This is a genomic window from Streptomyces sp. ML-6 (assembly GCF_030116705.1).
In the GTDB taxonomy this organism is placed as follows: domain Bacteria; phylum Actinomycetota; class Actinomycetes; order Streptomycetales; family Streptomycetaceae; genus Streptomyces.
Genome location: NZ_JAOTIK010000001.1, coordinates 2,533,179 through 2,548,177, shown reverse-complemented (window position 1 = coordinate 2,548,177; position 14,999 = coordinate 2,533,179). Strand labels below are relative to the sequence as shown.

At 70.0% G+C, this 14,999-nt stretch carries 9 protein-coding genes; 7 read left to right on the top strand and 2 right to left on the bottom strand.

What is annotated here, in order from left to right; all coding sequences use genetic code 11:
* Nucleotides 1-93: 93 nt before the first annotated feature.
* Genes OCT49_RS10985 through OCT49_RS10970 form a run of 4 tightly spaced genes read left to right on the top strand, consistent with a single transcriptional unit; the run spans nucleotide 94 to nucleotide 6,382 of the window.
* Complete coding sequence (locus tag OCT49_RS10985; protein WP_283851705.1) at nucleotides 94-603, top strand: SseB family protein; 510 nt, start codon at nucleotides 94-96, stop codon at nucleotides 601-603.
* A complete protein-coding gene (locus OCT49_RS10980) occupies nucleotides 600-1,208 on the top strand; it encodes a hypothetical protein (protein WP_502963358.1) in 609 nt (202 codons plus the stop codon). Before OCT49_RS10985 ends, OCT49_RS10980 begins: the two co-directional genes overlap by 4 nt.
* Nucleotides 1,208-5,953, top strand: a complete 4,746-nt coding sequence (locus OCT49_RS10975; RefSeq protein ID WP_283851703.1) for a putative T7SS-secreted protein — start codon at nucleotides 1,208-1,210, stop codon at nucleotides 5,951-5,953. The genes OCT49_RS10980 and OCT49_RS10975 overlap by 1 nt, the downstream gene beginning before the upstream one ends.
* Before the next feature lie 6 nt (nucleotides 5,954-5,959).
* Nucleotides 5,960-6,382 (top strand): DUF7919 family protein, encoded by a 423-nt coding sequence (locus OCT49_RS10970; RefSeq protein ID WP_283851702.1) that lies wholly within the window; start codon nucleotides 5,960-5,962, stop codon nucleotides 6,380-6,382.
* Between the two features lie 274 nt (nucleotides 6,383-6,656).
* Here OCT49_RS10970 and OCT49_RS10965 read toward each other — a convergent pair whose 3' ends face one another.
* Nucleotides 6,657-8,129 (bottom strand): PucR family transcriptional regulator, encoded by a 1,473-nt coding sequence (locus OCT49_RS10965; protein ID WP_502963357.1) that lies wholly within the window; start codon nucleotides 8,127-8,129, stop codon nucleotides 6,657-6,659.
* A gap of 131 nt (nucleotides 8,130-8,260) precedes the next feature.
* On the opposite strand from OCT49_RS10965, the gene speB reads away from it, so the two are divergent.
* Entirely contained in the window at nucleotides 8,261-9,229 is a 969-nt protein-coding gene (gene speB, locus OCT49_RS10960) for an agmatinase (protein ID WP_283851700.1), read from the top strand.
* Between the two features lie 207 nt (nucleotides 9,230-9,436).
* Here the strand turns inward: speB and OCT49_RS10955 are convergent, their stop codons facing one another.
* The gene (locus tag OCT49_RS10955; protein ID WP_283851699.1) at nucleotides 9,437-9,811 is read right to left on the bottom strand and encodes a type I-C CRISPR-associated protein Cas8c/Csd1; all 375 of its coding nucleotides are present in this window, start codon (nucleotides 9,809-9,811) and stop codon (nucleotides 9,437-9,439) included.
* A 217-nt stretch (nucleotides 9,812-10,028) separates the two neighbouring features.
* Between OCT49_RS10955 and OCT49_RS10950 the strand changes: the two genes are divergently transcribed.
* Entirely contained in the window at nucleotides 10,029-11,000 is a 972-nt protein-coding gene (locus tag OCT49_RS10950; RefSeq protein WP_283851698.1) for a serine hydrolase, read from the top strand.
* A 239-nt stretch (nucleotides 11,001-11,239) separates the two neighbouring features.
* Nucleotides 11,240-14,989: an ABC transporter ATP-binding protein gene (locus tag OCT49_RS10945; protein WP_283851697.1), complete on the top strand. Its 3,750-nt coding sequence runs from the start codon at nucleotides 11,240-11,242 to the stop codon at nucleotides 14,987-14,989.
* Nucleotides 14,990-14,999: the final 10 nt, after the last annotated feature.

Below are 14,999 nucleotides of genomic sequence, written 5' to 3'. Positions count from 1 at the left end.
GGCCCGGCGCGGAGCCGCTGAGGCTTGAACCATGTCTGCCTGGCCATTTTTGCTCGTTGCTCCTGGAAAGCACACCGTGGCAGCATTCGGCGCGTGTTCGATAACGGGGATGACATGGCGGAGCCGTCTGTGCGGCGTTCGAAGCTCCTGGATCTGATCGACTGTCCTGCTCCTGAAGAGACTTCGGTGCCGGGTGAGGTGCCCGGGCCGGGCGCTGTTCTGAGGCCGGAGGGTGATCCGGTGGCGGTGGCTCGGCGTGAGTTTGCCGTGTTGCTGGGTGAATTCCGGCGGGCGGCGGTGCTGGTGCCGCTGGACGGTGCGGGGGATCTGTGGTCGGCGGAGCAGAACGGGGTGCGGTGGATCTGTGCGTTCTCGGACGAGGCGGCGCTGGCGCGGTTTGCCGCTGCCCGGGGTGGGGCCGGTCGGGAGTGGGTGTACCGGAGGGTGTTGGGGGCGCGGTTGCTGGATGTGATGGTGCCGTTGCTGCCGGGGCCTGCGGGGGTGGCGCTGGATGCGGGCGGTGAGGAGGGCGGGGTGTTGTTCCCGCCGGTGGCGGGGATCGTGCCGGATTCGGTGGCGGTGGATCTCGGGGGGACGCGGTGAGCGGGGATGGTTCGGATCTTCGGGTGCCGCCGGAGGCGTTGGCCGCGATTGCGAAGGGGATCGATCTGGCGCATGCCGAGCTGAAGGAGCTCGGGATGGTCGGTGAGGCGTCGGTGGGCCGTGGTTTTTCTGATCTGGGCCTGTCGGGGCTGGAGTTGGGGCATGGCGGTCTGGCGGCGGAGTTCGAGGCGTTCTGCGGGCGTTGGGAGTGGGGTGTGCGGGCGCTGACGCGGAGGGGCAACGACTTCGCCATGGGGGTCGGGTTGTCGGCGGGTTCGTTCGCGGAGCAGGAACGGTACGTCAAGGACTCGTTCAAGATCGGTGTGAACTCCCTGAACGGGAATCCGCACCTGTCCGAGGACGAGGTCAAGGAGATGAGCTGGGACACGGTCCGGAGCCAGTCGGCGTACGACGACCCGGACTTCAGTGAGGAGTCGGGGCGGAAGGCGTACGAGGAGGTCCAGCAGGCCTGGCGGGACACCGGCGGGGAGCTGGGGATCGGGGGGCCGGATGCCGCAGAGGACTCCTGGATGACGGATCCGGCGTTGCGGGAGGCGGTCGCCGGGGCCGGGCGTTCGGAGCAGGAGCGGGGGAGGGGGGACTGATGGTGGACTGGGGGAGGCTCGGGGACGGGCTGGTCGACGGGGCCGGCAAGCTGGTCGACAAGGGCAGGGAGCTCGCGGGCCGGGCCGTCGACGCCGGTACCGATGTTCTGGGTGCGGGCCTGGACAGGGTCGGGGCGCACGGCTGGGCCGACGGGGTCGAGGACTGGGGGGATGCGACCGCGTCCGCGCTGGGTGCGGAGGTCGGTGAGAAGCAGCTCGGGCAGAGCGAGGAAGCGGACGAGCTGATCCACGGCAGGCCGGAGAAGATCGCTGCCACGGTGAAGAACCTCCGTGACTTCCAGCGGGCTTTCGATCTCGTCGGTGCCGGGATGAAGAGGCTCGACTCCGGCCACTGGAAGGGCGAGGCCGCCGACGCGTTCCGGGAGAAGTTCCGGACCCTGCCGACCGACTGGCTGCGTGCGGCCGACGCGTTCGAGGACGCGGCCGGGGCGCTGGAGACGTATGCGCGGACGGTGACCAGTGCTCAGGACAAGGCCCGCGAGGCCATCGCCCTGTACAAGGAGGGCAAGCGGGACTACGAGAGGGCCGCCGCCGCGTTCCGGGAGAAGGCACAGGCGTACAACGCGGTCCGCAACACCGACCATCCGCTGCCGCACCCGGGGGAGTTCACGGACCCGGGACTGGCCAAACGCCGGCTCGCGCAGGAGCTGCTGCAGCATGCCCGGCAGGTGCGCGACGAGGCGGCCGGGACGGCCAGGGGCGCGGTCGGTGCGGCGATGGCTCATGCGCCGGAGGAACCCACCGGCCTGAACCGGCTCAGGCAGGAGGTCTACGACCACGCCGCGGGACAGGGCATCGAGCTCGCCCACTTCGGCGGTGGTGTCATCAAGGGCGGCGCGGGACTGGTCAACTTCCTCCGCTCGGTCAACCCGACCGACCCCTACAACCTGACCCACCCGGCCGACTACTACAAGGGCGTCCACATGACGCTCGCCGGTCTCGTCTCCACCGGGGCCAGCCCCGACCGGGCCCTCAAGAACGCCTGGGATTCCGCCAAGGGCGACCCCTCCGAATTCATCGGCCGCCTCGTCCCCGAACTGGCCGGCACCAAGGGCAGCGGCCTCGCACGCGGGGGCCTGCGGACCGGGGCGAAGGACCTCCCCGACCGCCCGAACAACACGAACCGGAACGGACACGAGAAGAACCCCGACTCCACCTCCCAGCAGTGCAGCAAGGTCAAGTGCGCCGGAGACCCCGTCGACGTCGCCACCGGGCGCATGCTGCTGCCGCAGACGGACATCGTGCTGCCCGGCTCGCTGCCCCTGGTCTTCGCGCGCGTCTTCGACTCCTCCTACCGGGCCGGCCGCTGGTTCGGCACCGGCTGGTCGAGCACGGTCGACCAGCGCCTGGAGATCGACGCGGAAGGCGTCGTCTTCAGCTGCGACGAAGGCAGCCTGCTGGCCTACCCGCACCCCGCACCCGGCGTTCCCGTCATGCCCACACACGGCCGGCGCTGGCCCCTGGACCGGGTCGACGGCGGCTACACCATCACCGACCCGGAAACCGGCCACGTCCGGCACTTCACCGACCAGCCCGACGGCGAACTGGCACTCCTGACCCAGATCGACGACCGCAACAACCGCTGGATCACCTTCGAGTACGACGAAACAGGCGCCCCCACATCGATCGTCCACCACGGCGGCTACCACCTGAAACTCACCACGCACGACGGCAGGATCACCGCCCTGCACCTGGCAGGCGCCGCACCCGACGGCACCGACCAGGAAATCCTCCGCTACGGCTACACCGACGGCCACCTCACCGAAATCACCAACTCCTCCGGAAAACCCCTGCGCTTCGGCTACGACGAACAGGGCCGCATCACCTCATGGACGGACACCAACAACAGCCGCTACGCATACGTTTACGACGAACACGACCGCTGCGTGCACCAGGCCGGCACCAACGGACACCTCGAAGCCCGCTTCACCTGGGACGACACCGACCCCGACACCGGCCTGCGCATGACCTCCATGACCGACGGCCTCGGCCACACCACGCGCTACATGATCAACGACCGCTCCCAGGTCGTCGCCGAGATCAACGCACTGGGAGCCGTCACCCGCTTCGAACACGACCGCCACCACCGCCTGCTGTCCGTCACGAACCCGCTCGGCCACGCCACCCGGTCCACATACGACGAGAATGGCCGCCTCACCTCCGTGGTCCGCCCGGACGGCCGGGAACTGACCGCCGAATACAACACCCTCGGCCTGCCCGTGCGAATACGAGGCACGGACGGCCTCGTCACCCGGCAGACCTACGACGAACGCGGCAACCGCACCTCGGTCACCGACGCCTCCGGCGCGACAACGACCTACACGTACGACAACGCCGGACACCTCACATCCGTGACCGACACGCTCGGTAACACTACCCGCATCCGCAGCAACGCTGATGGGCTGCCTGTCGAGATCACCGACCCGCTCGGTGCCACCACCTGCGTTACACGTGACGCCTTCGGCCGTCCCGTCATCCTCACCGATCCCCTTGGTGCGGTCACCCGCCTCGAATGGACTGCCGAAGGCAAGTTGTCCCGCTGTACAGACGCGAATGGCTCCACGCAGTCATGGACGTACGACGGCGAAGGCAACTGCCTCACGCACACCGACGCCATGGGAGGCATCTCCCACTTCGAGTACACCCACTTCGACCGCATGGCTGCCCGCACCAGCCCGGACGGCGTGCGCTACGAATTCGTCCACGACCACGAACTCCGCCTCACTCAGGTCCTCAATCCTCAGGGCTTGACCTGGAACTACAGCTATGACGCGGCTGGCCATCTCATAGCCGAGACCGACTTCGACAACCGCGCACTCGCATACGAACGCGATGCGGCAGGCCGCCTCACCGCACGCACCGACGTCCTCGGTCAGACCATCCGCTACCAGCGGGACAATCTCGACCGCATCGTCTCCAAGGATGTCGCAGGCGCGGTCACCACCTTCGAATACGACATCTTCGACCAACTAGCCGGGGCAATTGGCCCGGACACAACCCTCACCTATCTTCGCGACCGGCACGGCCGCCTTAAATCGGAGACCATCAATGGTCGTACCATGTCGTATGAGTACGACGCCCTCGGCCGTCGTACCAGCCGCAGAACACCCAGCGGCGCGCACAGCACCTGGGCCTACGACACTGCAGGCCGTCCCACATCACTCACCACCTCCGGCCACACCCTCACCTTCGAACACGACGCGGCAGGCCAGGAAACCACCCGCCACATCGGCAACGCCCTCACCCTGACGAACCAATACGACCCCAGGGGCCACCTCACCACCCAGCAGATCACCGGCTCGGACAACAAGAGCATCCAACGCCGCGACTACACCTACCGCGCCGACGGCCACCTCACCGGCCTCACCGATCTACTCTCCGGCCCCAAAACCTTCGACCTCGACCCGGCTGGCCGGGTCACCGCCGTCCACGCCACCAACTGGGCCGAGCGCTACACCTACGACGCAGCCGGCAACCAGACCGAAGCTTCCTGGCCCACATCCCACCCCGAGCAGGAAGCAGCGGGTCGGCGCACGTACTCCGGCACGCGTATCACTCAAGCCGGACGCGTCCGCTACGAACACGACGAGCTGGGCCGCGTCACCTTGCGACAAAAGCGCCGACTATCCGGCAAACCGGATACCTGGCGATACGAGTGGGACACGGAAGACCGACTCACGTCTGCGATCACTCCAGACGGAACACGGTGGCGGTACACGTACGACGTGTTGGGGAGGCGCACAGAGAAACTGCGCCTGGCCTCCGACGGTGAAAGCGTCGTCGAGCGTGTCATCTTCACGTGGGACGGTGCAATGCTGTGCGAACAGACGACACTTGATGTCGATTCGCCCCGTCCGGTTACGCTGACCTGGGATCACCGAGGTCTGTACCCGGTAGCTCAAACAGAACGAATCACTGCTTCTGACACTTCCCGGGAAGAGATCAACTCACGTTTCTTCGCAATCGTCACCGATCTCGTCGGCGCGCCAAGTGAACTTATAGATGAACGGGAAGATGTCGCCTGGCGTACCCGTAGCACCTTGTGGGGTTCAACTGCCTGGGCGGTAGATAGTAGCGCCTACACGCCGCTCCGATTCCCGGGCCAGTATTTTGACCCGGAAACCGGCCTGCACTACAACTACTTCAGGCATTACGACCCCGAAACCGCCCGCTATTTCAGCGTCGACCCGTTAGGGCTGAACGCCGCCCCCAACCCGACCGCCTACGTGCACAACCCTGGCGCATGGAGCGACCCTCTCGGCCTCGCGCCCTGCCAACCGAAGAAGGAAACGGGGTCGGTGGACAGGAAGGGTAACGCTCCCGACTTTGCCGCGGGTAAGGATGGAGTGGTCCAAGATCTACGCGGGATGGGGCGCCCTGATGGCCAACTAGTCTTCAGTGGGCATGGCGGAATCTGGGAGGGTGACGGGACTCCGGTCACGGTTCCTGAGGGGGTGAGCGTCCATATGTACAGTCGTCACGGAGAGCCGATCAGTGATGTGCTGGGGAATCAGATTGAGACTGGCTCACCCACCCCTGTCGAGGTCTACGGACCGGGTGAAAAGCTGCCAAACTACACCCTGTTCGAGCCTGATGGGCTAAAGATTCTCGGAGTTCCCAGGAATGTTACTGTGACATCCCCGGCCAACCTCTCTGAATTATTGAGACCCAACATGGGGAATATTCACTGGGCGGCATGCAGAAGTGTGATTTTTGGAGGATGAGGTTACGTGACCACGTATAGCGATCTGTCTCCTTACACTTACGCCACTGAAACCATCCCGCCCGGCGCGAATGCGCTGAACATCGGATGGCTCGGCGGCGACAAAAATTTCACGAAGGGAGATGTGCCGGAAGGCTTTCTTGACGCCTTTATTCTGCTTGCCCGAGACAACTCCTCTGCAAGGATGCGCGGGTTTCATGCCTGCTCGTTGCCTCACGAAAACGGTAAGCTCTCATACCCCTATCGCACCGAAATGGATGGGGTCAGGATTGCGCTGGGGGCCGCAGAAGTGCGCGTCTATTCCGCGGACGGAGAACTGCTGATCGCGCCGGATCTTGCTTATCACTACGTCAAGGATCACAACTACCTGCCACCTCGGAAATTCATCGAAGCTGTCCTGGCGCGGAGGATTTATCTCGGCGCGAGCTGACGCCGCTTCCGTGCCCTTTGCGCGACCCTGCGGGCGCTTGCGACTACTCGGCGGCGCGCAGGGCAACGGCCTGTTGGTCGACGCGGGATGGGTTCGGCCCAAGGCAGGCCGGACGCTCATGCTGGGCCCGTTCGCCGTGGAGGTGGGGCAGCCCTTGGCGGCTCCGGCGAACCGCGATGTGTGCGGCACCTTGCTCAAAGCCGCTGGGGTCGTGGCGAGTGTCGGCGACGCCACCCGCACCCCTGCCCCAATCCGCCGGTGCCCCGCGCCCGGGTCAGTGGTGCCGCAGTGCGAACCACAGCTCCGTCCGTACGTCCATGTCGTCCAGGTCCACGTCCAGCAGGGCCGCGCAGCGGGTGATGCGCTGGCGGACCGTGTTGCGGTGGATGCGCAGGGCCGTGGCCGTGCGGTCCCAGTTGCCGTGGAGGCTCAGCCAGCAGCGCAGGGTCTCGGCCAGGGGTTCGGTGAGCGGGGCCAGGAGGGTGCGGGCGTGGGCCTCGGCCCGGTCGGGAGGGACCAGGGCGGCCAGGCCCGTACCGGCGTCGGTGCGGTGGTGGACCAACGGGGTGCGGGTGGCCGCGGCGCGGCCCAGGGCGTGGGCCGCCTGGGCGTCGGCGAGGCCCAGGGCGGTGAGGGGAGCGGGGGCGGAGGCGCCGAGGGTCCAACCGGGCTGCGGGACGATCCGGTCGTCGCCGGGCACCAGCACCCGCACCGCGTCCCCGCCCCGGCCCGCGTCGACCAGGGCCGAGCCCAGGGCGGCGCCCAGCGCGCCGGCGGTGAGCGGGTCCACCGGGCCGTCCCCGCTGCGCCGGGCGTGCACTACCGTCCACTGTTCCGCGCCGCCGAGCAGCGGGCCGACGTCCTGCGGGTCCGCGCCCAGCAGCATCCGTACGAGGGCGGCCGACCGGCCCGCCGCGTCGGCGCCCTGGTGCGGGGCGGCCAGCAGCGAGAGCAGGACGACCGCGACCCCGGCGATCGTGTGGTCGCCCGCCTCCCGCCGGTCCGTCGCCAACTCCAGGACCAGCCCCTGGCCGCCGCCCAGCGCGTACGCGGACAGATGGGTGCCCCGCAGCGTGTCGGTGGCGGACGACGGGGCGGGGCGCGCCCCGGCGGAGACCACCCGGGCCAGCCCGGCCAGCGCCGCACCGACGTCCGGGGCGGGACGGGGGCCCGAGGCGTGCAGCTCCTCGCCGTCCGCGGCGAGCAGCACCGCCCGGCCGCCCAGCCGCACCGTCAGCTGGTGCAGCACCGCGGGGACCGGGTCGGGCCGGGCCGCCGCCGTCGCCAGGGCCTGCTGGGCGTGCGTCACCCGGCGCAGCTCCCGGTGCCGGGCCTCGGCCATCAGCCGCCACACCGCCCGGGCTATCGCCGTGAACGGAGTCCCGGGCGGCACCTCCACCAGCGGCAGACCGTGCCGCTCGCACGCCTCGACCAGCGCCCCCGGCACCGTGTCGAACACCGGCGTCACCCCGAAACCGAGCGCCGCCGCCCCCGCCTCCACCAGCCGGGCCACGTACCCGTCCGGGTCCTTGAGCAGCACCCCGGCGCTCAGCACCAGCTCACCGCCGAGCAGATACGGGTACGGGTCGGCCATCTCCGAGGTGTGCACCCACAACAGCTCGGCCCCGTCCGGGCCCGCGATGCGGCGCAGCCCCAGCTCCTCACGGGCGAGCAGCGCGGTGAGCGACACCGGGGGAGTGGGCGGCGGGGGCAGCGCGACCGGGGCTTCCATGGACGATCCATCCATCGACGGCTTCAGTTATGGAGGAAACGTACACTTCAGTGCCGTGTGCGGGCCACCTACCGTCTTCAGTACGGACCGCGTCACCACGCACCCCCCCCCCACGAGGCACGCACCACCACGAGAAAGGCACCCCCATGAGCAGTAGCGAAACGCCGCGCGGCCCCATCGACTCCTCCCGCGTCCCGCGGTACGCCGGACCCGCGACGTTCGCCCGGCTGCCCCGCCTCGATGAGGTCGGCACCGCCGACGTCGCCGTCGTCGGCGTGCCCTTCGACACCGGTGTCTCCTACCGCCCCGGCGCCCGCTTCGGCGGCAACGCGATCCGCGAGGCCTCGCGCCTGCTGCGCCCGTACAACCCGGCGCAGGACGCCTCCCCGTTCGCGCTCGCGCAGGTCGCCGACGCCGGGGACATCGCCGCGAACCCGTTCAACATCAACGAGGCCGTCGAGACGGTCGAGGCCGCCGCCGACGACCTCCTGGCCACCGGCGCCCGCCTGATGACGCTCGGCGGCGACCACACCATCGCGCTGCCGCTGCTGCGTTCCGTCGCCAAGAAGCACGGCCCGGTCGCGCTGCTCCACTTCGACGCCCACCTCGACACCTGGGACACCTACTTCGGCGCCGAGTACACCCACGGCACCCCGTTCCGCCGGGCCGTCGAGGAGGGCATCCTCGACACCTCCGCGCTCTCCCACGTCGGCACCCGCGGCCCGCTCTACGGCAAGCAGGACCTGGACGACGACGCGAAGATGGGCTTCGGCATCGTCACCTCCGCCGACGTCATGCGGCGCGGCGTCGACGAGGTCGCCGACCAGCTGCGCCAGCGGATCGGTGCCCGGCCGCTGTACATCTCCATCGACATCGACGTGCTGGACCCGGCGCACGCGCCCGGCACCGGCACCCCCGAGGCCGGCGGCCTGACCTCCCGCGAACTCCTGGAGATCGTCCGCGGCCTGTCCTCCTGCAACCTGGTCTCCGCCGACCTGGTCGAGGTCGCCCCCGCGTACGACCACGCCGAGATCACCTCCGTCGCCGCCTCCCACACCGCGTACGAGCTGACCACGATCATGTCCCGGCAGATCGCGGAAACCCGCGCCAAGTGAGTCACGGCCGACCTGGCCGACCTGGCTGATCCGGTCGGCCCGGCTGACCGGGCCGACCCGGCTGTTCGAGCCGACGCACCTCCCCTGTGATGCCCTGACGTACCCGTAGAGGGCCCGTGTCCCCGCCCGCGCACCCGATCCCGGGGCGCGGGCGGGGCCGTTCCCGGGCGGGGGTGTTGCCAAGCGGGACCGTTTCCCCTCCCCGGTTCACTTTCCGGCCGGGTACTCCTTCGCGATGAGCGCCGCCTGCTCCTCGCGGCCGCGGTGGAAGTCCTCCCGCTCCTCGGCGCTCAGGTACGCGGGCACCTCCCGGGCCTCGGGCAGGAAGTCGGGGATCGACCGGAAGACCGGATCGGCCGCCGCGCCCCGGCCTCGTATCCGCGCCCGCACCAGGTAGTGGCCGACCTGCCGCAGGGGATCCCGCAGCGCGGGCTCCGGCCGGGTGGCGGCCCTCTCCACGCACTGCGGCCTGCCCAGTTCGTGGTGCTCGTTCTCCGCGAGCCGCTGCAACGCGGCGATCACCGCGTAGAGCCTGCCGCAGCGGTACGCCTCGGCGTACCGGACGGGTCGGGCGCTCGTCATGGTTCCTCGTTCCTCCTGCCGTCGGGACGGACCGCACGAGGCCATCGATACCCGGCCACGACCGCGAGGAACGCCCCGCCGCCCCCGAGAGGGCCGGGATTTCCGAGGCGAACACCACGACCTGATGCGCACAACCTTTCGACTGCTCGGAAGTCGTTACTGGCGGGTGCGCGAGGTGCGCGTTCCCGTACACATCAGTCCAGGGGGGACACATCGCATGAAGGACCGATCTCGTACATCCCGTCGCGCACAGGCCCCGCTCGCCGTCGCGCTCACCGCGGGCGTGCTCGTGCCGGTGGCGGTCGGCGCGGCACCGGCCTCGGCCGCGACACCGGCCGTGAGCTGCACGTCCGGCAAGGCCGGGCTCGCCGCCAAGCTGTCGAAGGACATCACCGCCGCCCTCAAGGGGCGGAAGTCGACCACGGCGGTGGCCCTCTACGACCGGAAGACCAGGACCAACTGCACCCTGCGGGCGACGACGAAGTACGACTCCGCCAGCGTCGTGAAGGCGACCGTGCTGGCCACGCTGCTCTGGGACAACAAGAAGCACAACCGCTACCTCACCCAGCGCGAGACCAACCTCGCCACCGCCATGATCACCAAGTCCGACAACAACGCGACCACCAGCCTGTGGAAGCAGCTCGGCGTGACCAAGATCAAGGCGTTCCTCAAGGCCGCCGGCATGAAGAACACCGTGCCCGGCTCCGGCGGCTACTGGGGGCTCACCCGGATCACCGCCCAGGACGAGCTGCGGCTGCTGCACCTGCTGACCGTGAAGAACTCGGTGCTGAGCGACAACGCGCGGGCCTACGAGCTGGGGCTGATGAAGAAGGTCGTCTCCTCGCAGCGCTGGGGCACCCCCGCCGGGGCGCCGTCCGGGGTGACCGTCCAGGTCAAGAACGGCTGGCTGCCGCGCGCCACCCACGGCTGGCGGGTGCACAGCATCGGCGCCTTCACCGGGAAGGGGCACGACTACGCGATCACCGTCCTCACCCAGGACAACAAGACGATGAACGACGGCATCAACACCATCCAGGCCGTCGCCCGCGCCGTGCACAAGGACCTCAACCCGGCCGTCGCCGCGAGGACGACCACGACCGTCGCCCCGCCCGCGGCCCCGCAGGAAGCCGTGCCCGCGGTGCCGGAGGCCCCGGCGGTACGCATGCTCACCGCCACGCCGCAGCCGTAGCTGTAGCTGTAACCGCAGCCGCAGCCGCAGCCGCAGCCGCAGCCGTAGCTGTAGCTGTAACCGCAGCCGCAGCCGCAGCCGCAGCCGTGCCGCGCCGCCTGCCGGAGGGCGTGCGACGGTCCTACGACCGTCGCACGCCCCTTCTGCATCTCTGGGCCCGCGTTTGTAACAGCGGGATGAAATCCGCAGCCCACCGCGTTGGTGACTTCCGGTAGAGCAGACCGAACGGGGAGGTACCGGTGACGGACGCAGCGGACACGGAGGGCGTGGCACGGGCCCCGGGATGGGCCCGGCGGCTGTGCGGTTACGCATGGCGCTACCGGCTCAACGTGCTGCTGGCGCTCGGCTCGTCCCTCGCCGGCATGGCGGTGATGGCCCTCGTCCCGCTGATCACCAAGGTGATCATCGACGACGTCGTCGTCGATCGCACCCGCTCCCTCGCCCTCTGGACCGGCCTCCTCATCGCCTCCGCCGTGGTCGTGTACGTCCTCACGTACATCCGCCGCTACTACGGCGGCCGGCTCGCCCTCGACGTGCAGCACGACCTGCGCACCGAGATGTACGGAACGATCACCCGGCTCGACGGGAAACGGCAGGACGAGCTGTCCACCGGGCAGGTCGTCGGGCGTGCCACCAGCGACCTCCAGCTGATCCAGGGACTCCTGTTCATGCTCCCGATGACCATCGGGAACCTCCTGCTCTTCCTCATATCCCTGGTCGTCATGGCGTGGCTCTCCCCGCTGCTGACCCTGGTGGCGATCGCCGTCGCCCCCGCCCTCTGGTACATAGCCCGCCACTCCCGCAACCGGCTCTTCCCCGCCACCTGGTACGCCCAGGGACAGGCGGCGGCCGTCGCCGGAGTGGTCGACGGGGCCGTCTCGGGGGTCCGGGTCGTCAAGGGGTTCGGGCAGGAGGAGCAGGAGACCGGCAAGCTGCGCGAGGTCGGCCGGAAGCTGTTCGCCGGACGCCTGCGGACGATCCGGCTGAACTCCCGCTACACCCCCGCCCTCCAGGCCGTCCCCGCCCTCGGCCAGGTCGCGATGCTGGCCCTCGGCGGCTGGCTCGCCACCCGGGGCGAGATCACCCTCGGCACGTTCGTCGCGTTCTCCACCTACCTCGCCCAGCTCGTCGGCCCGGTCCGGATGCTCGCCATGGTGCTCACCGTCGGACAGCAGGCCCGGGCCGGCGTCGAACGCGTCCTGGAGCTGATCGACACCGAGCCGACCATGAAGGACGGCACCAAGGAACTCCCGGCCGACGCCCCCGCGAGCGTCGAGTTCGACGACGTACGGTTCGGCTACGACGACGAGCGCCCCGTCCTCGACGGGTTCTCGCTGACCATCGAGCCCGGCGAGACCGTCGCCGTCGTCGGCGCGTCCGGCAGCGGGAAGTCCACCGTCTCGCTGCTGCTGCCCCGCTTCTACGACGTGACGCACGGCGCCGTCCTGGTCGGCGGCCACGACGTCCGCGAGCTGACCCAGTCCTCGCTGCGCGCCGCCATCGGCCTCGTACCGGAGGACAGCTTCCTGTTCTCCGACACCGTCCGCGCCAACATCGCCTACGGCTTCCCGGACGCCACCCAGGAGCAGATCGAGGAGGCGGCCCGTGCCGCCCAGGCCGACCGGTTCATCGCGGAGCTCCCCGAGGGCTACGACACCAAGGTCGGCGAGCACGGGCTCACCCTCTCCGGCGGCCAGCGCCAGCGCGTCGCGCTCGCCCGCGCCATCCTCGCCGACCCCCGGCTGCTCCTCCTCGACGACGCCACCTCCGCCGTCGACGCCCGCGTCGAGCACGAGATCCACGAGGCGCTGCGCCAGGTGATGGCCGGGCGGACCACGCTGCTGATCGCCCACCGCCGCTCCACCCTGAACCTCGCCGACCGGATCGCCGTCCTGGAGCACGGCCGGCTCGCCGACCTCGGCACGCACGAGGAGCTGGAGCGCCGCTCCGCGCTCTACCGGCGGCTGCTCACCGACCCGGACGAGCTGGGCGGCACCTCGCCCGGCCACCAGCCGCGGGCCGTCGAGGCCGCCCCCGAGGACGACCGCGCCCTCCAGGAGGAGCTGGACGCCGAGTTCGACGCCGAGCGCGGCATCAGCCCCCGGCTGTGGGTCCGCAAGGAGGAACCGCGCGACACCGGCGCCGCCGGCATGCCCGCCACCCCCGAGCTGCTCGCCCAGGTCGAGGCGCTGCCGCCCGCCACGGACACGCCCGACATCGACGAGGCCCGGGCCGTGCGCCCCGAGGACTCCTACGGGCTGCGCAGGCTGCTGCGCGGCTTCGGGCTGCCGCTGCTGGTGAGCCTGGCGCTGGTCGCGGTCGACGCGGGTGCCGGGCTGCTGCTGCCGGTGCTGATCCGGCACGGCATCGACCAGGGCGTCTCGCAGCTCGCGCTCGGAGCGGTCTGGGCGGCGTCCGCGCTGGCCCTGGTGGTCGTCCTCGTGCAGTGGGCCGCCCAGATCGGCGAGACCCGGATGACCGGCCGCACCGGTGAGCGGGTGCTGTACTCGCTGCGGCTGAAGATCTTCGCGCAGCTCCAGCGGCTCGGCCTGGACTACTACGAGCGCGAACTGACCGGCCGCATCATGACCCGGATGACGACGGACGTGGACGCGCTGTCCACGTTCCTGCAGACCGGTCTGGTCACGGCCTTCGTCTCCGTCGTCACCTTCTTCGGCATCATGGTCGCGCTGCTGGTCCTGGACGTGCAGCTGGCCCTCGTGGTCTTCGCGACGCTGCCGGTGCTGATCGTCGGCACGTTCTTCTTCCGCCGCAGGAGCGTCAAGGCGTACGAGCTGGCCCGGGAACGCATCGGCGTGGTCAACGCCGACCTCCAGGAATCCGTCTCCGGGCTGCGGATCGTGCAGGCGTTCCGCCGCGAGCACGACGGCGCGGAGCGGTTCGCGGAGCGCAGCGACCACTACCGCGAGGCCCGGATCCGCGGCCAGTGGCTGATCTCGGTCTACTTCCCGTTCGTGCAGCTGCTGTCCTCGGTGGCCGCCGCGGCCGTCCTGATCGTCGGGGCGGGCCGGGTCGACAACGGCACCCTCACCACCGGCGCGCTGGTCGCGTACCTGCTCTACATCGAGCTGTTCTTCGCCCCCGTGCAGCAGCTGTCCCAGGTCTTCGACGGCTACCAGCAGGCCACCGTCTCCCTGGGCCGCATCCAGGAACTGCTGCGGGAGCCGACCTCCACCGAAACCGCCGACGAACCCCTGGAGGTGCCGTCGCTGCGCGGCGAGATCGCCTTCGAGAACGTGTCCTTCGGGTACGGGGGCGACGGCGGCGGCGAGGAGGCGCTCACCGGCATCGACCTGCGAATACCGGCCGGCCAGACGGTCGCGTTCGTGGGCGAGACCGGCGCGGGCAAGTCCACCCTCGTCAAGCTCGTCGCCCGGTTCTACGACCCCACGGGCGGCCGGGTCACCGCGGACGGCACCGATCTGCGCCGCCTCGACCTCACCGCGTACCGGCACCGGCTCGGAGTGGTGCCGCAGGAGGCGTACCTCTTCCCGGGCACGGTCCGCGACGCCATCGCGTACGGGCGGCCCGAGGCCACCGACGCCGAGGTGGAGGCGGCGGCGCGGGCGGTCGGCGCCCACGACATGATCGCCACCCTGGACGGCGGCTACCTGCACGAGGTCGCCGAGCGGGGCCGCAACCTCTCGGCCGGCCAGCGCCAGCTGATCGCACTGGCCCGCGCCGAACTCGTCGACCCGGACGTCCTGCTGCTCGACGAGGCGACCGCCTCCCTGGACCTGGCCAGCGAGGCACTGGTCAACCAGGCGACCGACCGCCTGGCCGGCCGCCGCACCACCCTGGTCGTCGCCCACCGGCTGACCACGGCCGCCCGCGCCGACCGGGTCGTGGTGATGGACCACGGCCGGGTCGTCGAGGACGGCACCCACGACGAACTCCTCGCCGAGGACGGGCGTTACGCCGTGCTGTGGCGCACCTTCATCGGGGAGGACGAGCCCGCCGCGGTCTGAGGGCACGGGG